Genomic DNA, 23,171 nt, shown 5'->3' with positions numbered 1-23,171 from the left:
GCTGCCGTTCGACTTGCATGTGTAAGGCATGCCGCCAGCGTTCAATCTGAGCCAGGATCAAACTCTTCAGTTTAATCTCTGTTTAAAGACATTTCTGTCTGTCGCTCACTCAAAATACTGACAGTTCGATTCTCTGAATTGTTACCAACTCTGAAAATCGTCTTGTTTTATTTCTTGTGAAGCATTTGATATTTTTTAAGCTTGCCGCTAGGTTTAAAACCAAGCGGTGCGCTTTCATCAAGTGCTCACATTTATTGACTGTTAATTGTTAAAGATCACAGAATATTGAATTCTTTTCCTGCTTGCCTTGCGGCGTTTGCTTCGAATCGTTTTGTTCGTCAGCAGCAGAGAAACGAGATTATGAAGGACTCGATGACTCTTTGCAAGCCCTTCGTTCAAATAATTTATATTGGTTACTTATTTTTAAATGCAGCCGGACGTTTTTCCATGAAGGCCTTCATGCCCTCTTTCTGATCTTCAGTCCCAAAACTAGCCTGGAATAAGCGACGCTCGAAATGCACACCTTCCGACAAGGTGGTTTCATATGCACGGTTCACCGACTCTTTAATCATCATGATGACTGGCAGGGACATCGCGGCGATGGTGTTTGCTGCAGTCAGCGCCTCTTCCAGTAACTGATCCACCGGCACGATACGGGAAACCAGGCCCGCACGTTCCGCCTCTTCCGCATCCATCATGCGCGCGGTCAGGCACATATCCATTGCTTTGGATTTGGAGATGGCACGCGGCAGACGCTGAGTACCGCCGGCGCCAGGCAAGGTACCAAGTTTGATTTCAGGCTGGCCAAATTTGGCATTGTCCGCCGCGATAATAAAGTCACACATCATCGCCAGTTCGCAACCGCCGCCCAAAGCATAACCCGCCACGGCAGCGATTACCGGCTTACGGATCTGGCGTATGGTTTCCCAGTTGCGTGTGATGTAGTCTTCTTTATAGGTATCCATGAAGCTGTAATTTGCCATGGCTGCGATATCGGCACCTGCGGCAAAGGCTTTTTCACTGCCGGTGATGACGATGCATTGCACCGCTTCATTCTGATCAAAGGATTTCAGCGCCTGGCCGAGTTCATTCATCAACTGATCATTCAATGCATTCAGCGCCTTAGGGCGATGCAAAGTGATCAGACCCACCTTTTCTTTGGTTTCAACGAGTATGCATTCGAATTCCATGTGATCTCCTGAGTATAGGTATAAGGATAAAATTAAAACTAAGCGGTATTTATGTAAGCGTTACTATTAGCTCAGCATCTGCGGCAGCATAACTACGCTGCCTGAAACTGTGCACTCAACATACAACGATATTTCTGCAAACAGAGGACAACTATTATGTGGCTATTGTTATTAGAGGCTGCAATTGCATTGGGCATCTTGATCTTTATCGTATGGTGGACCATGTTTTCGGGTCGTCCGCAGCGACCAACCCGGCATAAGCAGCCAACCAAACCTGAAGACACTGAGAACAGCGCCAGCTAACTTCATGTCTGCTCAGTGCAAGGTTCTCGGTAAAGACAAGACAAATTCCGGAATCTCCACTTCAAAACGGGTGCCGTCTTCTGCCACACAAAAGTAGCACCCCTTCATACTGCCCTGCGGCGTTTTCAAAATGCAGCCGCTGGTGTACTCAAAACTTTGCCCCGGTGGCAGGAAGGGCTGATGGCCGACCACGCCCAGGCCCTTAACTTCCTCGATATGATTATTCGCATCATTAATGATCCAGTGACGCGATATCACTTGTGCAGCCACTTCGCCGCTATTGGTAATGCTAATGGTATAAGCGAACACAAAATGTGCCTTATCCGGCTCGGATTGTTCTTCTATATATTGCGTCACCACGGAGACGCGCATCTGGTAAGCAGACATATGGACCTTTTCTAGCTTGTAATAACTTGCACATACTCTTAGGACTTACGCAAAATTGCCCCGGCAAGGCATGGCGACGCAGGCAGTACGCTTAGTACGACAAGAAGCCATAGCGCTGCTGGAGTGGTTTTTCGTCAGTCCTATATCAAACAGACATTGTGCCAGAGCTTAGACGGTTTAGTAGGATTCGACGTTAAAGCACGTGGTTGCGGGGTAAAATATCGCATCTTTTTTTGCCGGACCACACCATGACCACCTATCGCATTGCTCCCAGTATTTTATCCGCTGACTTCGCCCGCCTCGGTGAGGAAGTCAGAAACGTCGTCGCTGCCGGTGCCGACATGATCCATTTTGACGTGATGGATAACCATTACGTGCCCAACCTGACGATAGGCCCATTGGTCTGCGAAGCGATACGCCCGCACGTACAGGTGCCGATTGACGTCCATCTGATGGTCAAACCGGTAGACCGCATCATTCCTGACTTTGCCAAGGCCGGTGCGAATCTGATCAGCTTTCATCCGGAAGGCTCTGAGCACATAGACCGCAGCCTGCAACTGATACGCGATCATGGCTGCAAGGCAGGTCTGGTGCTGAATCCGGCAACACCGCTACATGTGCTGGAACACGTGATGGATAAGCTGGATCTGATCTTGCTGATGTCGGTGAATCCGGGCTTTGGTGGTCAGTCTTTCATCCCGCACACGCTGAAGAAAATCGCCGCAGTACGCAAAATGATCGATGAGTCTGGTCGCGATATCCTGCTGCAAGTCGATGGTGGCGTCAAAATCGACAATATCCGTGAAATTGCGGCGGCTGGCGCGGATACCTTTGTGGCGGGTTCAGCCATCTTTGGTAAGCCGGATTACAAGGCAGTCATTGATGCGATGCGTGGCGAGCTGGCTCAGGTCGCATAAGCTCGCGCAAAAACAAGGCGACAGGTAGACTGGCTGCTTAGCCATGCAGACCGGGCTGGCTGGGTTACTTATTGCCCAGCCCAGTCGCCCATTTCCCCCTCTCCTCATTGAAACATCACTGATTATGTTTGCTGATATCCGTGCCGTAATTATTGACCTGGATGGCACCATGGTAGATACCGCACCAGACTTTCTGCTGGCGGTGAACCGTATGCGCGACGATTTCGGACTGGCCGCGCTGACGCTGACAGAAATCAAGCGCATGGTCGGCAAAGGGTCTGAACATCTGATCCGTCAGGTGCTGGCGAAAGATTTCAATGAGGCTGGCGTGCAGCAGCACTTTGATGCGGCGCTGGCTGGCTACCAGCATCACTATGCGCAAATCAATGGCCTGCACAGTGAGCTGTATCCCGATGTGGTAAGTGGCTTGCAAACCATGCAGGCGCTGGGTTTGAAGCTTGCATGCGTGACCAATAAACCCATCGCATTTGCTCAGGCTTTGCTGCAAATGAAGGGGCTGGCACCGTATTTTTCCCTGACTTACGGCGGTGACTCTTTTGCCCACAAAAAACCGCATCCTTTGCCGCTGCTATCGACCTGCCAGCAGTTCGGGCTGGCACCAGCGCAGGTGGTGGCGATTGGCGACTCCAGCAATGATGCAATCGCCGCGCGCGCTGCGGGTTGCCCGGTATTGACCGTGCCGTATGGTTACAACCACGGCGAACCTGTACAAAATATTGAAAGTGATGGTATAGTCGAAACCCTGTTATCAGCAGCAAAACTGCTGACGACATCAACAACCACTTAAAATCATCATTCCAATCACGAATGTTTCCTGATAACAAACGTCCATTCATGACACCAGGTGCCTTTGAGGCCTGGCTATGGCGACGCTGGCAATTCTGTTAATCCACTGAATGCCGCGAGTGGCTGTGCACATCCTCCGCACATCTTCTTGTTTGTTATATCAATCTGTTTTTATCCGTCCACACACCCCATGTGTCTCGCTATGGTCGCCTATGGCGCTGCTGCGGGCGGCTGAGAGAAAACCATGACCGAACTCGAATTCAAATCGCTGGCCGCGCAAGGCTACAACCGTATTCCAATGATTGCGGAAGCATTCGCTGATCTGGAAACCCCGCTCACGCTGTATCTGAAACTGGCACAAAGCCAGCAGGCTGGTAAAAATACCTTTCTGCTGGAATCGGTGATGGGTGGCGAGCGCTTCGGACGCTACTCCTTCATCGGCCTGCCAGCCACCACCCTGGTACGCAGCTTTGGTGAAAAAATCGAAGTACTGCAACATGGCAAAGTGGTCGAAACCCATCAGCAAAATCCCTTAAGCTTTATCGCCGAATTCCAGAGTCGCTTCAAAGTCGCGACCCGTCCCGGTCTGCCACGTTTTTGCGGCGGTCTGGCCGGCTATTTTGGCTATGACGCTGTACGCCATGTGGAAAAACGTCTGGCAGGAAAAGCGCCGAAAGATGATCTGGGTCTGCCAGAAATTCAGTTACTGCTGACCGAAGAACTGGCCGTGATCGACAATGTGTCTGGCAAGCTGTATCTGATCGTGTACGCCGATACCAGTCAGCCGGAAGCCTGGTCCAAAGCGCGCCAGCGTCTGAAGGATTTGCGTGCCATGTTGAGACGCAGCGTGGATGCGCCAGTGACCTCGGCTTCGGTACGTACTGATTCCATCCGCGACTTTGCCAAAGAAGATTATTTAAAAGCAGTAGAAAAAGCCAAGGAATACATCATGGCCGGCGACCTGATGCAAGTTCAGGTCGGTCAGCGCATTAAAAAGCCATATGTGGATTCGCCACTGTCGCTGTACCGCGCCTTGCGCTCGCTGAATCCTTCGCCCTATATGTATTTCTATAATTTTGGCGACATGCAGATCATAGGCGCTTCACCGGAAATCCTGGTGCGCAATGAAACCCTGAATGATGGTCAGAAAAAAGTCACCATCCGTCCGCTGGCCGGTACCCGACCACGTGGTGCCACGCCGGAACGCGATGCAGAACTGGCCACCGAACTGCTGGCCGATCCTAAAGAAATCGCTGAACACGTGATGCTGATTGATCTGGCGCGCAATGACATCGGTCGTATTGCGCAAACCGGTACGGTCAAGGTGACCGATCAGATGGTGATCGAAAAATACTCCCACGTGCAGCACATTGTCTCGAATGTGGAAGGCATATTGCAAGCTGAACTCAGCAACCTCGATGTATTGAAAGCGACCTTCCCGGCTGGCACCTTGTCCGGTGCGCCTAAAGTCAGAGCGATGGAACTGATCGATGAACTGGAACCAGTCAAACGCGGCATCTATGGCGGCGCCTGCGGCTACCTGTCGTTTGGCGGCGAAATGGATCTGGCAATCGCAATCCGCACTGGCGTACTGAAAGACGGCATGCTGTATGTGCAGGCAGCAGCCGGTGTGGTGGCGGATTCCGTGCCGGAACTGGAATGGCAGGAAACCGAAAACAAGGCACGCGCTGTATTACGCGCCGCAGAACAAGTGCAAGACGGATTGGATGGAGATATCTGAATTGGAAACTGGCAAAAACGCTCAACACCGAGACACCGAGAGACTCAGAGATACACTGAGTGAACAGGTCATCGGTGCTGCGATTGAGGTACATCGCACACTGGGCGCGGGCTTACTGGAATCTGCATATGAAAAATGCCTTTGCCACGAGCTGTCTTTACGAGGATTGCAGTTTGCAAGACAGATGGCTTTAGATATTGATTACAAAGGTGTACGGGTAGAAGCCGCATACAGACTGGATCTGGTAATTGAAGGCAGCCTGATTCTGGAGCTAAAAGCGGTAGACAAAATAATGCCTGTACACCATGCACAAATGCTGACTTATCTGAGACTGTCAGGGATAAGGACTGGATTACTGATCAACTTTATGGTGCCGGTTTTAAAAGATGGCATTAAGCGATTTTCTCTGTGATCCTCTGCTGTGCTCTGGCTCTCGGTGTTGAGAGACTTTAATTTTGTGTTGAGAGGTTTTAATTATGTTACTGATGATCGACAACTACGATTCATTTACTTACAACCTGGTGCAGTATTTTGCTGAGCTGGGTGAGGATGTGCGTACTTATCGCAATGATGAGATTACGCTGGAGCAGATAGAAGAACTGCAACCGGATCATATTTGTATCTCACCTGGCCCCTGCACACCGGCCGAAGCCGGGATTTCGATTCCTGTCATTCATCGCTTTGCCGGACAGATCCCGATTCTGGGTGTCTGTCTGGGGCATCAAAGTATAGGTGCGGCTTTTGGCGGCAATATCATCCGTGCCAAGCAAGTCATGCATGGCAAGACTTCGGTGATTGCCCATACCGGCGTTGGTGTGTTCAAAGATTTACCCAGCCCTTACACCATTATTCGCTATCACTCGCTCGCGATAGAGCGCGCGTCTTTGCCGGACTGTCTGGAAGTGACGGCCTGGACCGATGACGGAGAAATCATGGCGGTCAGACACAAGGAATTTAATTTGCAGGGTGTGCAGTTTCATCCTGAATCCATCTTGTCTGAACATGGCCACGCCTTGCTGAAAAACTTTTTGACTGGAACTGCATCATGACCATCACCCAACAGGAAGCACTGACACGCCTGATCGAACACCGTGAAATTTTTCACGATGAAATGCTGTACTTATTCCGCAAGCTGATGGGTGGCGAACTGTCGCCGGTGATGATCACTGCGCTGACCATGGGGCTGCGCGTGAAAAAAGAAAGCATAGGCGAGATCACTGCCGCAGCGCAGGTGATGCGCGAGTTTTCGACCAAGGTGCCACTCGCGAATACCCAGAATATGATTGATATCGTCGGCACCGGCGGTGATGGCGCACATACCTTTAATATCTCAACCGCTTCCATGTTCGTGACCGCAGCGGCTGGCGCACGGGTCGCCAAACATGGCGGACGCAGCGTGTCCTCTTCCTCCGGCAGCGCCGATGTACTGGAATCACTGGGCGCGAACATCAATCTGACGCCGGAACAAATCGCTCAGTCGATTGCACAGACTGGCATAGGTTTTATGTTTGCGCCTAACCACCATGGCGCCATGAAGCATGCAGCGCCGGTACGCAAAGAACTGGGCGTGCGCACTATTTTCAATATCCTCGGGCCGCTGACCAATCCGGCCGGTGCCCCGAATATACTGATGGGCGTGTTCCACCCGGATCTGGTCGGGATACAGGTACGTGTGCTGCAGCGTCTTGGCGCGCAGCATGCGCTGGTAGTGTGGGGGCGTGACAATATGGATGAAGTCTCGCTGGGTGCGCCGACCATGGTGGGCGAACTGATCAATGGGGAAATCCGCGAATACGATATACATCCGGAAGACTTTGGTCTGCAGATGGTCTCTAACCGCAATCTGAAAGTCGATGGCGCTGCGGAGTCACGTGAAAAAATCATGGAAGTCATGCACAACGTCGATGGCCCGGCGCGCGATATCGTGGCACTCAATGCCGGTACCGCCTTATACGGCGCGGGCTTGGCGGACTCGATTGCTGATGGCGTCAAAAAAGCACAGCAAGCCATTGCCTCCGGTGCCGCACGCGCCAAGCTCGATCAGTTTGTGCAAGTCACCCAACAACTCGGACAATAATTATGTCAGATATTCTTCGTCAAATACTGGACGTCAAACAGGATGAAGTGGCCGCAGCACGCCGCTATCAATCGCTGATCAGCCTGCGTGATGAGGTGGAATCCGATGCCGAAAGCCGCGCAGCGATTCGCGGCTTCGAGCGCGCCATGCGCCAGAAAATCGCAGCCGGTCATGCTGCCGTGATTGCAGAAATCAAAAAAGCTTCCCCGTCAAAAGGGGTATTGCGTGCAGATTTTGAACCTGCCGCGATTGCGCAATGCTATGCGCATCACGGTGCGGCTTGCCTGTCTGTGCTGACCGATGAAAAGTTTTTCCAGGGTGCCCCCGCCTACCTGCAACAAGCACGCGCAGCGTGTGCGATTCCGGCTCTGCGCAAGGATTTCATTATCGATCACTATCAGGTGTATCAGGCGCGACAATGGGGTGCCGATTGTATTTTGCTGATCGTGGCCGCGCTGGATCATGGTCTGATGGCGGATCTGGAAGCCTGCGCGCTGGAGCTGGGCATGGATGTGCTGGTTGAAGTGCATGACCGCGCTGAACTGGATATCGCACTGACACTCAAGACGCCGCTGCTCGGCATTAATAACCGCAACCTGCGCACTTTCGATGTCACGCTCGACACCACGCTGGGGCTGCTGCCTGCGATTACCCCGGATAAGCTGGTAGTGACCGAGTCCGGCATACTGAATCGTGATGATGTGACCCGCATGCGTGCTGCTGAGGTACATAGCTTCCTGGTCGGCGAGGCATTTATGCGTGCCGCTGAACCCGGTGCGGAATTGGAAAAACTGTTTTTCTGAGAGATGCGCTGAGCGATCAGGAAGGGCATCAGAAGAAAAGTCTGATATTAAAGTCTGAGATTCTGTGCGGCTCACAGCCTGTTTTTGGCTCAAGACCCGCACCAATACTGGGACATCTAATAAAAAAACCGTCTTCAGCAAACACTGAAGACGGTTTTTTTTACTCAGTTTCCTGAGGCAGAATACGCTGCTTAACGTTTACCAGGCTTACGATATGTAGGACGCGCGGTCACCAGCGCAGCTGCTTTGTCGGCCAGCCGGAATTGCTGAGCCGGTACATCGTCGGCCTGCAATTTCGCTTTCACCACCAACAATTCATCACGCCGGAACGCATGGATTTCTACCGTTTCACCGATACGATAGCGGCCCACTGCGCTGCTCAGACCATCTGCCGCATCCGCTGCGGTGACACGCAAACCATTGATCGCGATCAGCACATCATGCGCAGACAAACCAGCCTGATGCGCGGCACGTCCTTCAAAGGCATTGGCAAGTTTGCAGTCGTTGCCATCGCGTGCCACTTTGACGCCGAGGCTGGCTTTCTGACTCGCGACACCGCCATCAACAACAACGCCGAAGTCCGCATACAAGCTGCTCAGTGGTACATCTTCGGTACCGAACACATGCTTATCCAGGAAGAGACGGACATCAACACCGGTCGTCTTTTCGATGATGGCTGCAATTTCCTGCTCACCCAGGCCACGCTGTTCACCGGATGGCATACGCGCATAAAAGTCTCGGCCAAATTGCTGCCACAAGGCGCGCATCACATCATCCAGCGACTTTTTGCCAGCCGTCTGCTGACGTATGCTCAGGTCCAGCCCGAGCGCCACCAGCGAACCCTTGGTGTAATAGCTGACGATCGCGTTCGGTGAATTTTCATCCTGGCGGTAGTACTTAGTCCAGGCATCAAAGCTGGATTCGGCCACGCTTTGCTTCAGGCGTCCGCTGCCACGCAACACCATATTCACGGTTTTTGCCAGCAGCTTCAGATAGGCGGCTTCATCGATCACGCCGGCACGCACCAGCATCAGATCATCGTAATAGCTGGTGAAGCCTTCAAACAGCCACAACAGACTGGTGTAGTTTTCCTGGCTCAGGTCATAGCTGGCGAAGACCGCAGGTTTAATGCGTTTGACATTCCAGGTATGGAAATACTCATGGCTGCACAGGCCCAGAAAGCCCTTGTAGCCCTCGCTCATTTCACTCTGATGTTTGAGCGGGATATCGTTGCGGTTACAGATCAATGCAGTTGAGGCACGATGCTCGAGTCCACCATAGCCTTCGCCGACTACCATGGTCATGAACACATAGCGATCCATCGGTGCTTTTTTCGTGCGTGGCTCGAACAGCGCAATCTGGCTCTCGCAGATTTTCTTCACATCGGACACCATGCGGTCCATGTCCATATTCGGCACCTTACCCGTCACCACAAAGTCATGCGGCACGCCACAAGCTTCGAAACTGGCGAGAGCGAAGTCGCCCATCTCAACCGGATGATCGATCAGCTCATCGTAATCACGCGCGACATAAGTACCAAAGCCATAGCGTTTGGCTTTCAGCTCAGGCAATGAAGTCGCGACACGCCAGCTCTTGCAGGCAGGATCTGCCGCGCGCTGGATATCGACCACATGCTGGCTATTTTCCTGACCATGCACGGCCAGGAAAACGCTGGTGCCATTGAAGAATGCGTGACTCTGATCTAAATGCGCGGCGCGCACCGACAAGTCCCAGGCATAAACTTCGTAGCTGATGCTCAGTGCGCCTTTGCAAGGGGCCGCCTGCCAGCTATGTTTATTCAGTTTTTTCAGGCCGATTTTTTTGCCTGCCGCGCTGGCCTTGATCTGCACGATATTGCGCGCAAACTCACGCACCATATAACTGCCTGGTATCCAGACTGGCAGACTCACTATCTGTCCGTCTGCGGCGGGCTGAGCGATCTCCAGTGTCACCTGAAACAAGTGACCGGCCAAGTCTTTAGGAATAATACTGTAATGAATACCGGCAGTTGTCTGCCGTGCAGCGCGTCCCTGTACTGTCGTCGTTTTTGCCATGCTCAACGATCTTTCTGAAATGAAGTGAAATCAAATTAAATAATAGCGGACTGAAACCTGCCCCTGTCAGACATGGCGTTAAAGACAGGCACTGCTGAGTGTGAGCCTGTACATCGCCGGGGGATATGCGTCAGTCCTGAATAAAACAAAACCAGAGCAGACTCTGGTTTTGGCGTTCAGCTACGTACGTTGGCGGCGATAAAAGTGAATATCTGCGCACCCACGACGACGCGAGTCAGTTGCAAACGCAGATCGATAAACCAGGCTGGTACCGCATAACTCTGATACAGTTTTTTATCGATTTTATAGGCCGCAATGAAGCCGACTACCTGCACCACAAAACCGAACAGCATATTACTCAGAGAACACCAGGCAATCAGCGTGGGGATGACGCCCCAGATCATTGCCCGCCGGGTTTCTTCGTCGTCCTTACCCTGGGCCATCAGCGTAACGCCCCAATGCAAACCACCCAGGAAAGACAAAATCACGATGCCATAGGCCAGCTGCGCTTTGATGAAATACCCCAGCCAGTCCGGATGCACGATCCAGCACAGTACCGTCAGCAAAATAAACGGAATCAGGCCAGCAAAGCCCAGTCGTATTACCAGTTTTTGATTGAGATTATTCATAAAATTTAGCCGTACGCCACCAAGTCTCGCGATGAAGCTGGTCAGCATAGCAATATTTTGAAAATACTGCTTACGAGCAACTTCGTCGCATGAAAATTTTCCTATCAAATTCAGGAAAACGATATTCTAAGAGGAAATACTCAAGTTAGATATACATCTATAGTTGGAACAGCACTGACACTGTGCAGAAAGTCACAGTTTTGCAGAAAAAAGCGTGAAAATCGGGCGTATAGCGCTCAGATATCCCCATTGCGGCGCAAATGATGCCAGTCATCGGGCGTGTCGATATCCTGGCAAATCCCGGCATCATCCAATGCCAGCCGATGTACCAGCGCCGAATTCAACAGACCCCGCGCACCCTGATCACCCTGCAATTGCAGTAATTCAGGCAGACAGGAGGCAGCAAATGCCACCGGATTTCCGCGCTGCCCCTGGTATTCGGGCACCACGATCTGATGCCCGGCTAAGGCGGCGCGCCGGATAGCTTGGAAACTCCCGGCTTTAACACAGGGCATATCGGCCAATGCCACCAGCCAGCCAGCACTGTGCTGAGTCTGCAGCAAGGCAGCACGCAGGCTATGGGCCATGCCAAGATCGGCTTGTTCAGTCAACACAATTGCACAACCGGCATCCGCCAGTTGCCGCTGCAATTCCTGCTGATCAGGTCGCAAGACAGCGATAGTTAGTGGAAAAGCCTGTAACAGGCGTGTGGCACAAGCCACAGCAACCGAGCTGTACTCTCCCCAGGGCATCAGCAATTTGGATTGCTGCCCACCCGGGTCAAAACGACGTCCGCGCCCGGCTGCCAGCAAGATGCCAGTCCAGGCTGCGGACTCAGCCATTAGTTGGCCTTGCCACCGGCAATGCTGGCGAACTTTTCTTCCAGGCCTTTGGCGTTGACCGCGCCCGGAATGCGGGTGCCATCGCTAAAGAAAATCGCCGGGGTTCCAGTCACACGCAGTTTCTGCCCCAGTGCCAATACTTTGTCATGGGGAGTGATGCAATTCGCCGGTGCGGTCGATGCGGTTTTACCACTGATCATCCAGTCATCCCAGGCTTTATTGCGGTCAGAAGCGCACCAGATGTTTTTGGATTTGGCGGTGGAATCATCCGACAGGATGTTATACATGAAGGTATAAACCGTAATATTGTCCATACCTGCCAGGGTTTTACGGAATTGTTTGCAGTAACCGCAATTCGGATCTTCAAACACGGCGATGACGCGCTTGCCATCGCCTTTCACCATCTTCAGTGCCAGCTCCAGCGGCAGATCGGAGAATTTAATCTTACTCAGCTCTTCGGTTCTGGCGCGTGTGTAATTGGTGCCTGACTTGGCATCGATCACATTGCCGACGAATAGAAACTGCGCTTTTTCATCGGTATAAATCACGTCGCTGCCAACCCGGACTTCAAACAGCCCGGAATAAGGAGTCTTAGTCACGGAATCGACTTTCACACCCTCGCCCAGACGCGGCTCAACCAATTTTTTAACGGCGGTTTCCTGCGGCGTCTGCGCCGCTACCTGCATAGAGACCAGACCGGATAACAGACTTACTGCGGCGATTGCCACGAACTTCAGCTTCATTACTTTTTTCCTTCGGCCATCGCCATGAAGCGTGAGGCTTAGCGCCCCATCGCATGAGAAATTAATTTGTTCTTTATGAGTGGCAAACGGTCCAGTAAGTTCATTCCCAGATTCCGCACCAGGCGCGCTGGCCCCAGATCCGAGCCAAACAAACGCGACAAACCATCGGTCGTCACCTGCATTAATAAGACATCCTGTTTCCGCGCACGGCGGTAGGCTTCTAATAAACGCGCATCACCACAATCGCGGAATTCATCACGCTGTTTCACCAGACGCAGCAAATCGGCCACATCACCAAAGCCCAGATTCATACCATGTCCAGCCAGCGGATGCACCACATGTGCGGCATCGCCAATCAGCGCAACCCGCTCAGCGATCAGGCTGTGCGGACGCATCAGGCGCAAAGGAAAGGCTTTGATATCCTCAGGCAGCACAGGCGTCAAATGCCCATGCGTCTCCAGACAGTAATGTTCGAGCGCAGACACCAGACCGGATAAAGGCTCGCGCACCAGGCGGTCAGCCAAGGCATCCGGCGCAGACCAAACCAGCGACACGCGCTGCCCGGGCAGCGGCAGCAGCGCAATAATACCCTGATCTTCAATAAACCATTGATGTGCCACCCCGTGATGCGGCTTGCTGCATTCGAAATTCGTGACGACACCCTTTTGTCCGTAGGAGCGATAGTCCATGCCGATATCACATTGTCCACGCACCCAGGACTGCGCACCGTCAGCACCAATGATCAGCTTCGTTTCAATGACATCGCCATCCGCCAGCGTCAGCCTGGCCGCCTGCGCATCCACATGCAATTGCTGCGCCTGGCCCACATGCAGCTGCAGGTTTTGCGCAAAGCGCAGTGCGCTATCGAGCGCGAGATTCAGATTGCGGTTCTCCACGATCCAGGCTAACTCCTGGGTGCGCGCACTATAGGCATCAAAACCCAGCTGGCCATCGCGCTGTTCCGCACCATCCTTGACCTGCATGCCTGTCACCGCAGCCACCCGGCTATGATCGAGCGCACCCCAGACTTTTAACTGATCCAATAAATCATAGGCCACGTGGTTCAGTGCGAACACGCGCACATCCCAATCGGCCGACGCCACAGCCGGTGCCGCCGACTCACACAAGACCCGAACCGTCAAACCCGCTTGCGCCAGCCCCAGTGCCGCCGCCTTCCCTACCGCGCCATTACCAACGATGCAAATATCACAATGATGTACCTGAGCCATAGCGTGACCTTTTCTTTTGTCTTCAACAAGTCAGCCATTATACGGCAGCGCTCCCGCCCCTTCCGATGCGCCAGATCAAGAACAATTGGCGCAGAAAACAAGTATTTTCACCCTCCCCCCCTTGCCAAAGCGGGCTTCGATCTCTATAATTCTTGTTTCTTGGCCTGGTAGCTCAGTCGGTAGAGCAGAGGATTGAAAATCCTTGTGTCGGTGGTTCGATTCCGCCCCGGGCCACCAAGATATAAGCCGCTTAACGGAACAATCTGTTAAGTGGCTTTTCTCTTTGCATCTACGCATAAATAGCCTTGCCATTCCGTTACGGGGCCACAAAGAACTAAGACTACACACACCTGTGTAGGCTCATAAAAAACAAAATCGCCCGACACCACTAAATGATGTCAAGCGATTCAAACGCAATTAATTTCAAATGCCTTTATTCGTGAGAGAGAGCTTTGATAATTTGCTGAACGGAACTTTTCACCGAAAATTCTCGGTCAAAAAGATTAATGCAACGGCTCGATAAATTTGGGTCTGAGTGAATTTGCTCAAGCAAGGTATTCGCCAATTCAAGCAAATCATTGACTTGATTACTTTCACAAACCTGGCCAACCTTTTCATTGAGAATCAGTGTAGACAGATCATTCCCCGCATTGACGTTCGCCAAAACAGGAAGCCCGCTCTGCATATAAGTCAAAAATTTACCCGGAATATTATGTGATTTATGTCTCGGATCTAATGCAACAATGCCTACACTGCATTGGGCATATAAATCCGGAATCTGATCGGGATCGATTTCGTCAAAAAACAATACGTTTGAAAGGCTTCGTTCTTGGGCATAGGTTTTTAATCGCTGTACTTCACTCCCCCTGCCAACAAGCACAAACCCCACATCTGGCCGGACAAGCATTTTCTCTGCCAGTTGCAGAACGATATCCATCCCCTGCGCTACGCCCATGTTTCCCGCATAGACAAACACCTTACGTCCAGCGAGAGATGTTTCATTGAGACGAATAACACACTTATCTGCTGCAGGCTTGCCTAGCCAATTCTGCAACACCTCGAGTTTGCCATCACTCTTTTTCAACCAACTATCGAAATAGGAACGGTTTCCGGGAGTCTGCACTCCAATGACATCAGCTACTGAGTACTGGTACTGCGCGATAGAATTGAAAAATTGATAGGGTAAACCACGTCCCATCAGGCCCATGTCTACAGCCCATTCTGGGAAAATATCACGAATGATAAGGTAGCCTTTACAACTACTTCTTTTTTTCAAACTGTTCGCAAGAGGACCGTGAAAAATAGATGGGGCATACCAGACTACCCCATCCCATTTTTGAGCAGCAAGAGGACTCTTGCTAAGATTTCTGCGCATCGCATACGGCATGAGAAACTCCCCAATGGTACGACTGACATAATTAATGTCTTTCGTTTTGGGGGCTTTCAGACGCACTACCTGAACTCCATCAATTCTCTCGATTACCCAAGAATCATCGATATCGGCAGCCGGCAACAATACGGTGAGCTCATGTCCTTGACGTACAAACTCTCTTGACAGATCTCGGAGTTGTACCGCTCCGGAGTTTCGCAATGGAGGAAAAGTATCTGCGATTAAAACAATGCGCATAAATCCTCTACCTATTAATACTGTTTCCAGACAACCCGTTTTACGTAGTCTGTATAGCTATGGATGATACGAACGACCTTATCGCTCACATTTGGCATGCTATAGTCAGCCACCAAACGCAAAGTACGCTCCTTACCCTGAGTCTGAGTTTGCAAAATTGCTAAACCCTGTCGAACTCGCTCAAGCTCCAATCCAACCATCATTACAGCAGCTTCTTCCATTCCCTCTGGACGCTCGTGCGCTTCTCTCAGATTCAACGCAGGGAAATTTAAAATTGAAGACTCTTCATTGATGGTGCCACTATCAGACAATACGGCCTTAGCATGCATTTGCAAGTTCACATAGTCATGGAAACCAAGCGGCTTCAAGAGGCGCACATTTGGATGGAACGTCGATCCTGTCGCATCCACTCGTTTTTGAGTACGCGGATGCGTGGACACTACGACGGGAAGCTTATAATCTTCAGCGACGCCATTTAGTACTTGCACCAGTTTAGAAAAACTCCGGTCTGACTCAATGTTTTCTTCACGATGAGCACTCACGACAAAATACTGAGTCTCCGTCAATCCTAAGCGCTTCAACGCATCAGACGCCTGAATTTGTGGCATGTAATGATTTAACACCTCATACATCGGGCTACCTGTCTTAATGACTTGATCTGGTGGCAGACCTTCGCGCAGCAGGTAATCGCGTGCAATTGTGCTGTAGGTCAGATTGATGTCCGATGTGTGATCTACAATACGACGATTGGTCTCCTCCGGGACACGCAAATCAAAACAACGATTTCCAGCTTCCATATGGAAAATAGGAACCTTACGTCGTTTTGCCGGGATCACGGAAAGGCAACTATTGGTGTCTCCAAGCACGAGCATGGCATCTGGTTTGACTTCGGCCAATACATGATCTACCGCAGTAATTAAGTTACCTATCGTATTTGCTGCCCCAGTACTTCCCTCTGCGCTGTTCAGAAAGTAATCAGGTTTGCGAACTGAAAGGTCATCGAAAAAAACCTGATTTAATTCGTAATCATAGTTCTGCCCTGTGTGCACCAAGATATGATCGCAATGCTGATCCAGCGCAGCTAACACACGTGAAAGGCGGATAATTTCTGGTCGTGTACCCACGACCGACATGACTTTAAGTTTTTTCATCATCAAACTTTGCTAGCGATCGTGTCAGGATTGGCACGATCAAAAATTTCATTTGCCCAGAGCATGACCACCATTTCATCATCGCCCACGTTGGTAATGTCGTGTGTCCAACCGGGTACTGTCTCCACGACCTGAGGTTTGGCTCCTTCGGTTTCAAGGTGATACACCTCGTCGGTCAGCATGTGCCGGAAACCAAACCTGGCCTTGCCCTTGATGACCAAAAACTTCTCTGTCTTGGTATGGTGATAATGCCCTCCCCGGGTTATGCCAGGGTGCGCGGTAAAAAAGGAAAACTGCCCTGCATCCGGCGTCTTAAGCATTTCTACAAATACGCCACGAGAGTCGCCATAAGCCGGCACATCATAGGCAAACTTGTCCTTGGGCAGATAGCTTACATATGTAGCATACAGAGCTCGCGTCAGACCAGTGCCCACACGCTCGGATATCAGCGTGCTCCTGCAGTTTTTAAAGGCATCAATCTGCTCGGACAGCTCGCCCAAGGTGATGCTGTATTCAGGCACGACTTCCGGGCGCACCACACCCGTCCAGGGTGACGCTAACAAAGTCCAGAAGGCATTGATCACATCATCGACATAAACCAGACGAATACGTGCGTTGACATCGTTGATCTGCACCGGCAGATCATTTGCCTTGTTGTGGCAAAAAGTCGCCACTACAGAATTGTAGTTGGGCTTGCACCATTTGCCAAAAACGCCAGGCAAACGATAGATCGCCACCGGGTTGCCGTGATCTGCAGCTAACTGTTCCACGGCCTGCTCTGCACCCAGCTTGCTGCGGCCATAGAGATTATCCAGCGCGGCCTGAGCTGACGAAGCGAGCAGCAAAGGAGTCGAACGTCCCGCAGCACGCAGACCCTCGCAAATTTGCCGCGTCAAGCCTGCATTGACTGTTTCAAACGCATCGGGTGATGCTGGGCGGTTTTCACCGGCCAAATGAATAATGGCATCGGCCTGCGCCAGAGCTGCCTGTAACATGGCATCGGTATCTCCGCGTGCAAAAGTCAGCACCTCTGTACCGGCCTGTTCGCGCAAGCGTAACACCAGATTTTTGCCAATGAAACCATTGGCACCTGTAACCAATACTTTCAAGGTTTATTCCTCCAGCTCGACGTGTTCACCACGTACAATCGCTTGCATGAAACGAAGCTTCAACAGCAGAGCCTGCATACCAGCCACATCCAGGCGTGTCGTGTTGTGCGAGTTGTAATCGGTAGCTTCAGAAATCCGGACTTCACCCTGCTCGACAAATTTGCCGTAGTTCAGATCGCGCAAATCCGGCGGCACGCGATAATAGCCGCCCAGGTCTTCAGCGGCCGCCATTTCTTCCCGGCTAAGTAAAGCCTCGTAAAGCTTTTCGCCATGGCGGGTGCCGATCACGCGTACAGTGTGCTCTGGTTTCCCCAACAGGTCAGTCAGCGCCTGGGTCAATACCTCGATTGTGGCCGCTGGAGCCTTCTGCACGAAAATCTCACCAGGCTGGCCATGCTCAAAGGCGTATAGCACCAGATCCACAGCGTCGTCCAGCGTCATCATAAAGCGCGTCATGCTCGGATCGGTGATAGTGATAGGCTGCCCCGATCGAATCTGGTCTACAAACAACGGGATCACCGAGCCGCGCGAAGCCATCACATTGCCATAGCGCGTCACATTGATCACGGTGCTGCAGCTCGAACGGGACTTGGCGACAGCCACCTTTTCCATCATCGCTTTGCTGATACCCATTGCGTTGATGGGGTATACGGCCTTATCCGTGCTCAAACACACTACCCGCTTGACGCCGCATTGGATAGCGGCCTCCAGCACATTCTCCGTGCCCATCACATTGGTCTTGACTGCTTCAAGCGGGTGGAATTCGCAGGATGGCACCTGCTTCAGCGCTGCAGCGTGGTAGATATAGTCCACTCCCCGCACAGCATTCATCACTGACTGCGGGTCGCGCACATCGCCAATGTAGAATTTCAGCTTGGGGCTGTTGTACTTCTTGCGCATGTCATCCTGCTTCTTTTCATCGCGGCTCAGGATGCGAATTTCGCGCAAATCAGAATTCAGGAAACGGCGCAGAACGGCATTGCCAAACGAGCCGGTTCCGCCAGTGATCAGTAACACCTTGTCTTGGAATACGTTCATTATTTATCTCTTTAGTGCTTCGTGACAGAGCAGTTTCTTTTGCTCGGGCGTGGGGTAGTTAATCAATACCGCACGATATTTACCTTTGAAAACGAACAGACTGCCTGCGGCAGCTCCTACAACACCCAATCTGGAGACCAGTTCGCCTAAATGATCGAGTGATCCGGCGCCTCCCAAAAAGGTCACAGGCACCTTCAAGGCCTGCTTGAATTGCGCAGCCAGCTCCAGGTCATAACCTTGCATCTGACCATCCCTATCGACCGAATTCACCACGATTTCGCCAGCACCGGCATCTTGCAACTGCTTGGCCAACGCGATTGGATCCAGTTTGTGGCTTACCTTGCCGTTATGGGTGCACACCTCATACCCTTTGGCGAACAATCCGGTACGCTTGCGCACATCCACCACAGCGACGACTGACTGTCGTCCCACTGCTGCTGCCATCTCCGTCAACAACGCAGGATTGGTGATGGCAGCAGCGCTAACCGCCACCTTCTCAACACCCATATCAATAATGCGTGCCGCCTGCGCTGCAGTGGTCACGCCGCCGCCGTAGCAAAGTGGCATGCGACATTCGGCAGCCAGCTTGGCGATCAAAGCAAAGTCGGGCTCTACTTTGTTGACTGTGGCATCAATGTCGAGCACCATCAACTCATCGGATTCTTTCTCGTTAAAAATCCTGACAGCATTGATGGGATCACCCACATATTTCGGGTCCTTGAAGCCCTGGGTCTTAACCAAGCCCCCTTGGTGCACCAGCAAACAAGGAATAATTCTAGGACGCAACATTTTGTTATAACTCCACAAAATTTTTCAAGAGTTGTTCACCCCAATGATGGCTTTTTTCAGGGTGGCACTGCACACCATGAATATGCCCGCGTGACACAACCGCATCAAAGTCCAGACCGTAGCTCGCAGTGGCCGCCACGTCCTGCTTGTCTTCTGCGTCAAAATAGTAAGAGTGCAGGAAATAGAATTGTGGGTTCTCTTCAAACCCCTTTGAGAACAGCTTGCTATGTGCACTCGGCTGCAGCTCGTTCCAACCCATGTGCGGCATCGGCAAATTGGCACTTTGGGGCTGGTTTGCAAAAGCGCGCACCCGCCCTGGCACCCAGTTCAAACCAGGCAACTCCCCTTCGTCCGAGCCTTGTGCCAACATCTGCATACCCACACAAATGCCCACCACCGGCACTTGCGCCCCCAAGACTAATTCTTCGAGTTTGGGACGCATGCCTGAATTATTGAGCCGCTCCATGGCATGGTCAAAATGCCCGACACCAGGCAATACCAGTCGTACAGCATCAGACAAACCATCCGGAGTGTCAGCCCGCCGGGCATCAACACCAAGACGCTTGAACAGATTCAGAAAAGCCTGGATGTTGCCCACACCGTAATCAACGATGCAAATCATCGGAAATACCTCTTTTCCAATCCCAGCTTGCGCATGAAATTAGCACCCATTCCAATCAAATCGCGCTTGTTTTTGTAATCGCGGAAAGTCTTTTTAGGCATCTCAAACAACTGCTGCAACTCATCCACCGTCAAACCCAACTTGTGGGCCACATACTCGAACTCTTGCTTCAGGAAATGCTCATCCATTTCCGGACGGGAGATACGATCCATTGCTTCGTCACGCGTCATTTGTCCCGTCATGATCAGGCTGGAGAAATGAGCGCGCCGCTTTTCATAACCAAAGCGCCGTGGCAACCAATAATCCTCGTAAAAGCGAGTGAAGCGCGACTCATGATGCTTGTGCTGGAAGCGCTGCCAACCGAAACGTTTTTCCAGCTCATCCTCAGCATCCTTCTTAACGTAAGGTACCAGGTTCAGCGGGTGATACACTTTCATTCCTAATACTTTCTGGTACCACAGCTTGTAGACCAGGATGTCCACCAGAGGGAATTCATCATTCGGCTTGCCGTCGCCCCCCTGCTTCCAGATATCGCCAAACAAGGTCTTGTCAATCCCCAGGTAGCCCCCCCATTCTTCTGGCTCACGGCAGCATTCGGTCGAGAAATTGGAGCCAGTGATGATGTGCTTGATCTTGTACTTGCGTGCGAACCTATACAAGCCAGAGAAGAAAGCAGCATCCTGTACCAGATCCTGGTCAGGAATGCCTGCGCGCATGAAGGCTACCTGCATCCGCTTGACAGACTCCCAGTTCACCACGTCAGTGTAGAGATCCAGCCCCAGGCCATCGACTAATTTCTCGATATTGCCTACCGCCTGATCGGTATTCCATCCTGCATCCACATGGAACAGCAACGGGCGCAGGCCCATCTTTTCTTTGGCTACATAGGCGACGTAAGAACTATCAAGTCCGCCACTCAGGCCAATGATGCAGTCGAAGTCCTTGCCTTTGCCAGCCAGGCGGATCGCATCTGCCATTTGTTCCAGTTGACGTCCGCCAGTTACACCTGTATCCCAATTTGGCTTGATCATGCCATCATAGTTATTACAGTAGTCGCAACATCCTTGATCGTCAAAACCGATATTAGGATCGGTTGTATCCATGATGCAGCGACTGCATATTTGGTATTGACGGTCAGTTATTTTCGCTAAGCCCATATCAGAGAATCCCGATGAATTTTTTATTAAATGGAACGGCAAACGCGCTTATAAATATCATGTAAGCGGGAAGCATTGCGCGTTGGCTCAAAGTTATCGATTGCAAGCTTTTGGGCTTGGCTTCCCATGCGCTTGACTTCCTCCCGATCGGTCTCGAAATGCTTGATTGCTAAAGACAACGCCACAGGGTCTCGGGCGGGAATGGCTAGGCCGGTCTCGTTATGGATCAAGGTATCGGCCAACGGCTTGCTAACACAAACGATACTAGGAACTGCAGAGAAAGCGGCTTCGAAGACCGGGCGTCCAGGTGCATCAAAGTGGGACGGAAATGTAATGACATCCAGGCGTTCATAGACGCATTGGATATCGCCTGTCGCGCCAAGCAGGTGGAAAGAGTTCTCCAACCCATATTGCTTGATGCGTCGTTCCAGCTCCTCCACTACATCCTGTACAAGGCCAGCTTTGCTAAGCACCCAACCTTTAAGACCTTTGTCAACGCGCGTGTGACCACCGACAATCACAAACTCAACGTCGGCGCCCTGCTCTTTCAGTAACTTCGCGGCCTCGACGAGCTCAAGTATTCCCTTCGAAACCTGGACATTGCCGACGAAACCGACCTTCAGGGAGCCATGTCGAAGCTTTTCCAGCTTGGCCAACATGACTGGATCTGGATTAGATGCTCTTTTCGGTGTAAAAGAGTTTTGGATAACATCTACTTCCAATTCGGCGGGCATCGTGGCTCGCGTAGTCTCATTGATCGCGATCACAGCACTGGCCGAACTCTTAAGCTTTCCATAAATCCAACGTGAACGCCAGGACTGCAAATTTGCCCATTGCGGAGAACGAACATGAACCACCATGGGAACCTTGAATAGTCGCTTGGCAAACAAACCAGGAATAATTTCTGTTACCTCATTAACGTGGATGAGGTCGATCTTCCCTTGCCATTTCCGATGCGCCTTTCGAATTGCGAACAGTGTGTATGGCAGGTGAAAAAGCTCCCTTAGTAAGACCAGCCATCGCACCCCGCGGTAGTGGCTGTAATGCGTATTGTCGAAGCGAGTCAAGCCACGCGTAGCGATCAGCTCCTCCGCTACCTGACCATAAAAATCGAGCGCCGTTCCGTTCGCTACCACGAAGTACGGCTTTACCCCATCGTTTCTCAATGCACGCACAGCCTCGAATAAGCTGCGTGAGGCCCCGCCAAAGGGACCAACACCGTCGATATACAAAACCCTCATATCAGTCCACGCTCTTCATTCGTTCAAGTTTGACACCAGGACGATATTGCAGAATATCCGTGTGACCAGGGGTACGCACCAGCGTAGAGTCTTCGAGTACATAAGTATCACCGGTGTGTGGGCATTTCCACTCGCCTTCGCCAGTCAATGGCAATGGAATTTTCTCACCGTAAGCACTTGCCCATCCAATTTGACGCGCGGGGGAACCGAGCATCATAGCCCAATCCTTGCAGTCTTTCGTGAGCGTGGAGCCTGCAGCAAGGAACGCCCCCATACCAATCGTCACGCCAGGTACAACTGTGGAATTAGCACCTAGCGTCACCCCTGTCTTCACAATCGTTTTAACAAAGCTTTCGCGCCGATTGACCGCCGCACGCGGAAAGGAAATGTGTGTGAACACCATGAATGGCGCGCAGAAGACGAAGTCGCCCAATTCGACATGGGAAAATACTGAAACAGAGTTGCCCAGTCTGCATCCGTTACCAACTACGGCATTGTTACCGACATAGACGTTTTGTCCGAGATTGCAGTTTTCGCCAACAACTGCATGAGATTCCACATGGGAAAAGTGCCAAACAGACGTAAAGTCACCAAGCCGTGCACCAGCATCTACGACAGCTGAAGGATGAATGTAGATTTTAGACATTATAGAGACAGATTATATTGATAATAGATTTTGTCAGGCTAGAGAGTTTTCCGCTAGTTCCATATGAAA

At 51.5% G+C, this 23,171-nt stretch carries 24 protein-coding genes, 1 tRNA gene and 1 rRNA gene; 9 read left to right on the top strand and 17 right to left on the bottom strand.

Annotated features, from left to right (window positions below; all coding sequences use genetic code 11):
* Positions 1-73: ribosomal RNA gene (locus H8K43_RS11905) — 16S ribosomal RNA — on the bottom strand; the annotation flags it as partial.
* Between the two features lie 340 nt (positions 74-413).
* Complete coding sequence (locus tag H8K43_RS11900; RefSeq protein ID WP_186904021.1) at positions 414-1,190, bottom strand: enoyl-CoA hydratase; 777 nt, start codon at positions 1,188-1,190, stop codon at positions 414-416.
* 156 nt (positions 1,191-1,346) lie between these two features.
* Here H8K43_RS11900 and H8K43_RS11895 point away from each other — a divergent pair, with 156 nt between their 5' ends.
* A complete protein-coding gene (locus tag H8K43_RS11895) occupies positions 1,347-1,493 on the top strand; it encodes a hypothetical protein (RefSeq protein ID WP_186904020.1) in 147 nt (48 codons plus the stop codon).
* Between the two features lie 12 nt (positions 1,494-1,505).
* Here the strand turns inward: H8K43_RS11895 and apaG are convergent, their stop codons facing one another.
* A complete protein-coding gene (apaG, locus tag H8K43_RS11890; RefSeq protein WP_186904019.1) occupies positions 1,506-1,880 on the bottom strand; it encodes a Co2+/Mg2+ efflux protein ApaG in 375 nt (124 codons plus the stop codon).
* Positions 1,881-2,128: 248 nt separating this feature from the next.
* On the opposite strand from apaG, the gene rpe reads away from it, so the two are divergent.
* From rpe to trpC, 7 genes are all read left to right on the top strand, one after another.
* Positions 2,129-2,797 carry a ribulose-phosphate 3-epimerase gene (rpe, locus tag H8K43_RS11885; protein WP_186904018.1) on the top strand — a complete coding sequence of 223 codons (669 nt, stop codon included), beginning with the start codon at positions 2,129-2,131 and terminating at the stop codon, positions 2,795-2,797.
* 124 nt (positions 2,798-2,921) lie between these two features.
* Entirely contained in the window at positions 2,922-3,605 is a 684-nt protein-coding gene (locus H8K43_RS11880) for a phosphoglycolate phosphatase (RefSeq protein ID WP_186904017.1), read from the top strand.
* A gap of 243 nt (positions 3,606-3,848) precedes the next feature.
* A complete protein-coding gene (gene trpE, locus H8K43_RS11875; protein ID WP_186904016.1) occupies positions 3,849-5,345 on the top strand; it encodes an anthranilate synthase component I in 1,497 nt (498 codons plus the stop codon).
* Positions 5,332-5,757: a GxxExxY protein gene (locus H8K43_RS11870; RefSeq protein ID WP_186904015.1), complete on the top strand. Its 426-nt coding sequence runs from the start codon at positions 5,332-5,334 to the stop codon at positions 5,755-5,757. The genes trpE and H8K43_RS11870 overlap by 14 nt, the downstream gene beginning before the upstream one ends.
* A gap of 64 nt (positions 5,758-5,821) precedes the next feature.
* Positions 5,822-6,394: an anthranilate synthase component II gene (locus tag H8K43_RS11865; protein ID WP_186904014.1), complete on the top strand. Its 573-nt coding sequence runs from the start codon at positions 5,822-5,824 to the stop codon at positions 6,392-6,394.
* Positions 6,391-7,422, top strand: a complete 1,032-nt coding sequence (gene trpD / locus H8K43_RS11860) for an anthranilate phosphoribosyltransferase (RefSeq protein WP_186904013.1) — start codon at positions 6,391-6,393, stop codon at positions 7,420-7,422. Before H8K43_RS11865 ends, trpD begins: the two co-directional genes overlap by 4 nt.
* Before the next feature lie 2 nt (positions 7,423-7,424).
* Entirely contained in the window at positions 7,425-8,225 is an 801-nt protein-coding gene (trpC, locus tag H8K43_RS11855; protein ID WP_186904012.1) for an indole-3-glycerol phosphate synthase TrpC, read from the top strand.
* A 191-nt stretch (positions 8,226-8,416) separates the two neighbouring features.
* Here trpC and H8K43_RS11850 read toward each other — a convergent pair whose 3' ends face one another.
* The 5 genes from H8K43_RS11850 to H8K43_RS11830 all read right to left on the bottom strand — a co-directional run bounded on the left by H8K43_RS11850 (position 8,417) and on the right by H8K43_RS11830 (position 13,722).
* Positions 8,417-10,279: a M61 family metallopeptidase gene (locus H8K43_RS11850; RefSeq protein ID WP_186904011.1), complete on the bottom strand. Its 1,863-nt coding sequence runs from the start codon at positions 10,277-10,279 to the stop codon at positions 8,417-8,419.
* Between the two features lie 176 nt (positions 10,280-10,455).
* Positions 10,456-10,908, bottom strand: coding sequence for a DUF3429 domain-containing protein (locus H8K43_RS11845; RefSeq protein ID WP_186904010.1), 453 nt, complete (start codon positions 10,906-10,908; stop codon positions 10,456-10,458).
* 236 nt (positions 10,909-11,144) lie between these two features.
* Positions 11,145-11,750 carry a nucleotidyltransferase family protein gene (locus tag H8K43_RS11840; protein ID WP_186904009.1) on the bottom strand — a complete coding sequence of 202 codons (606 nt, stop codon included), beginning with the start codon at positions 11,748-11,750 and terminating at the stop codon, positions 11,145-11,147.
* Positions 11,750-12,493 (bottom strand): DsbC family protein, encoded by a 744-nt coding sequence (locus tag H8K43_RS11835; RefSeq protein ID WP_186904008.1) that lies wholly within the window; start codon positions 12,491-12,493, stop codon positions 11,750-11,752. Before H8K43_RS11835 ends, H8K43_RS11840 begins: the two co-directional genes overlap by 1 nt.
* Positions 12,494-12,531: 38 nt before the next feature.
* Positions 12,532-13,722 (bottom strand): FAD-dependent monooxygenase, encoded by a 1,191-nt coding sequence (locus tag H8K43_RS11830; RefSeq protein ID WP_186904007.1) that lies wholly within the window; start codon positions 13,720-13,722, stop codon positions 12,532-12,534.
* A 161-nt stretch (positions 13,723-13,883) separates the two neighbouring features.
* Between H8K43_RS11830 and H8K43_RS11825 the strand changes: the two genes are divergently transcribed.
* Positions 13,884-13,959 (top strand) — tRNA-Phe (locus H8K43_RS11825).
* Between the two features lie 196 nt (positions 13,960-14,155).
* Here H8K43_RS11825 and H8K43_RS11820 read toward each other — a convergent pair.
* From H8K43_RS11820 to H8K43_RS11780, 9 genes are read right to left on the bottom strand one after another with little or no spacing between them, the layout of a single operon-like run.
* Positions 14,156-15,349, bottom strand: coding sequence for a glycosyltransferase family 4 protein (locus H8K43_RS11820; protein ID WP_186904006.1), 1,194 nt, complete (start codon positions 15,347-15,349; stop codon positions 14,156-14,158).
* A gap of 14 nt (positions 15,350-15,363) precedes the next feature.
* Positions 15,364-16,500, bottom strand: coding sequence for a non-hydrolyzing UDP-N-acetylglucosamine 2-epimerase (gene wecB, locus H8K43_RS11815; RefSeq protein WP_186904049.1), 1,137 nt, complete (start codon positions 16,498-16,500; stop codon positions 15,364-15,366).
* Between the two features lie 2 nt (positions 16,501-16,502).
* Positions 16,503-17,609, bottom strand: coding sequence for a UDP-2-acetamido-2,6-beta-L-arabino-hexul-4-ose reductase (gene wbjC, locus H8K43_RS11810; RefSeq protein ID WP_186904005.1), 1,107 nt, complete (start codon positions 17,607-17,609; stop codon positions 16,503-16,505).
* 3 nt (positions 17,610-17,612) lie between these two features.
* Positions 17,613-18,647 (bottom strand): polysaccharide biosynthesis protein, encoded by a 1,035-nt coding sequence (locus H8K43_RS11805; RefSeq protein WP_186904004.1) that lies wholly within the window; start codon positions 18,645-18,647, stop codon positions 17,613-17,615.
* 3 nt (positions 18,648-18,650) lie between these two features.
* The gene (locus tag H8K43_RS11800; protein ID WP_186904003.1) at positions 18,651-19,436 is read right to left on the bottom strand and encodes an AglZ/HisF2 family acetamidino modification protein; all 786 of its coding nucleotides are present in this window, start codon (positions 19,434-19,436) and stop codon (positions 18,651-18,653) included.
* Positions 19,437-19,440: 4 nt separating this feature from the next.
* Positions 19,441-20,058: an imidazole glycerol phosphate synthase subunit HisH gene (gene hisH / locus H8K43_RS11795; protein ID WP_186904002.1), complete on the bottom strand. Its 618-nt coding sequence runs from the start codon at positions 20,056-20,058 to the stop codon at positions 19,441-19,443.
* The gene (locus H8K43_RS11790; protein WP_186904001.1) at positions 20,055-21,215 is read right to left on the bottom strand and encodes an N-acetyl sugar amidotransferase; all 1,161 of its coding nucleotides are present in this window, start codon (positions 21,213-21,215) and stop codon (positions 20,055-20,057) included. Before H8K43_RS11790 ends, hisH begins: the two co-directional genes overlap by 4 nt.
* Before the next feature lie 26 nt (positions 21,216-21,241).
* On the bottom strand, positions 21,242-22,447 hold the full coding sequence (locus tag H8K43_RS11785; RefSeq protein WP_222611018.1) for a glycosyltransferase family 4 protein: 1,206 nt from the start codon (positions 22,445-22,447) through the stop codon (positions 21,242-21,244).
* A gap of 10 nt (positions 22,448-22,457) precedes the next feature.
* Positions 22,458-23,102, bottom strand: coding sequence for an acyltransferase (locus H8K43_RS11780; RefSeq protein ID WP_186903999.1), 645 nt, complete (start codon positions 23,100-23,102; stop codon positions 22,458-22,460).
* Positions 23,103-23,171 lie beyond the last annotated feature (69 nt).

Source organism: Cognatundibacterium curvum, from assembly GCF_014284235.1.
Lineage (GTDB): Bacteria > Pseudomonadota > Gammaproteobacteria > Burkholderiales > Burkholderiaceae_D > Undibacterium > Undibacterium curvum.
Note: the sequence above shows the minus strand (reverse complement) of the source record. Positions and strands in the feature narration are given on the sequence as shown.

Coding starts and splice junctions, on each gene's coding strand:
- H8K43_RS11900 (WP_186904021.1), bottom strand. CDS start 1,190: ATGGAATTCGAATGCATACTCGTTGAAACCAAAGAAAAGGTGGGTCTG.
- H8K43_RS11895 (WP_186904020.1), top strand. CDS start 1,347: ATGTGGCTATTGTTATTAGAGGCTGCAATTGCATTGGGCATCTTGATC.
- apaG (WP_186904019.1), bottom strand. CDS start 1,880: ATGTCTGCTTACCAGATGCGCGTCTCCGTGGTGACGCAATATATAGAA.
- rpe (WP_186904018.1), top strand. CDS start 2,129: ATGACCACCTATCGCATTGCTCCCAGTATTTTATCCGCTGACTTCGCC.
- H8K43_RS11880 (WP_186904017.1), top strand. CDS start 2,922: ATGTTTGCTGATATCCGTGCCGTAATTATTGACCTGGATGGCACCATG.
- trpE (WP_186904016.1), top strand. CDS start 3,849: ATGACCGAACTCGAATTCAAATCGCTGGCCGCGCAAGGCTACAACCGT.
- H8K43_RS11870 (WP_186904015.1), top strand. CDS start 5,332: ATGGAGATATCTGAATTGGAAACTGGCAAAAACGCTCAACACCGAGAC.
- H8K43_RS11865 (WP_186904014.1), top strand. CDS start 5,822: ATGTTACTGATGATCGACAACTACGATTCATTTACTTACAACCTGGTG.
- trpD (WP_186904013.1), top strand. CDS start 6,391: ATGACCATCACCCAACAGGAAGCACTGACACGCCTGATCGAACACCGT.
- trpC (WP_186904012.1), top strand. CDS start 7,425: ATGTCAGATATTCTTCGTCAAATACTGGACGTCAAACAGGATGAAGTG.
- H8K43_RS11850 (WP_186904011.1), bottom strand. CDS start 10,279: ATGGCAAAAACGACGACAGTACAGGGACGCGCTGCACGGCAGACAACT.
- H8K43_RS11845 (WP_186904010.1), bottom strand. CDS start 10,908: ATGAATAATCTCAATCAAAAACTGGTAATACGACTGGGCTTTGCTGGC.
- H8K43_RS11840 (WP_186904009.1), bottom strand. CDS start 11,750: ATGGCTGAGTCCGCAGCCTGGACTGGCATCTTGCTGGCAGCCGGGCGC.
- H8K43_RS11835 (WP_186904008.1), bottom strand. CDS start 12,493: ATGAAGCTGAAGTTCGTGGCAATCGCCGCAGTAAGTCTGTTATCCGGT.
- H8K43_RS11830 (WP_186904007.1), bottom strand. CDS start 13,722: ATGGCTCAGGTACATCATTGTGATATTTGCATCGTTGGTAATGGCGCG.
- H8K43_RS11820 (WP_186904006.1), bottom strand. CDS start 15,349: ATGCGCATTGTTTTAATCGCAGATACTTTTCCTCCATTGCGAAACTCC.
- wecB (WP_186904049.1), bottom strand. CDS start 16,500: ATGAAAAAACTTAAAGTCATGTCGGTCGTGGGTACACGACCAGAAATT.
- H8K43_RS11805 (WP_186904004.1), bottom strand. CDS start 18,647: ATGAACGTATTCCAAGACAAGGTGTTACTGATCACTGGCGGAACCGGC.
- H8K43_RS11800 (WP_186904003.1), bottom strand. CDS start 19,436: ATGTTGCGTCCTAGAATTATTCCTTGTTTGCTGGTGCACCAAGGGGGC.
- hisH (WP_186904002.1), bottom strand. CDS start 20,058: ATGATTTGCATCGTTGATTACGGTGTGGGCAACATCCAGGCTTTTCTG.
- H8K43_RS11790 (WP_186904001.1), bottom strand. CDS start 21,215: ATGGGCTTAGCGAAAATAACTGACCGTCAATACCAAATATGCAGTCGC.
- H8K43_RS11780 (WP_186903999.1), bottom strand. CDS start 23,102: ATGTCTAAAATCTACATTCATCCTTCAGCTGTCGTAGATGCTGGTGCA.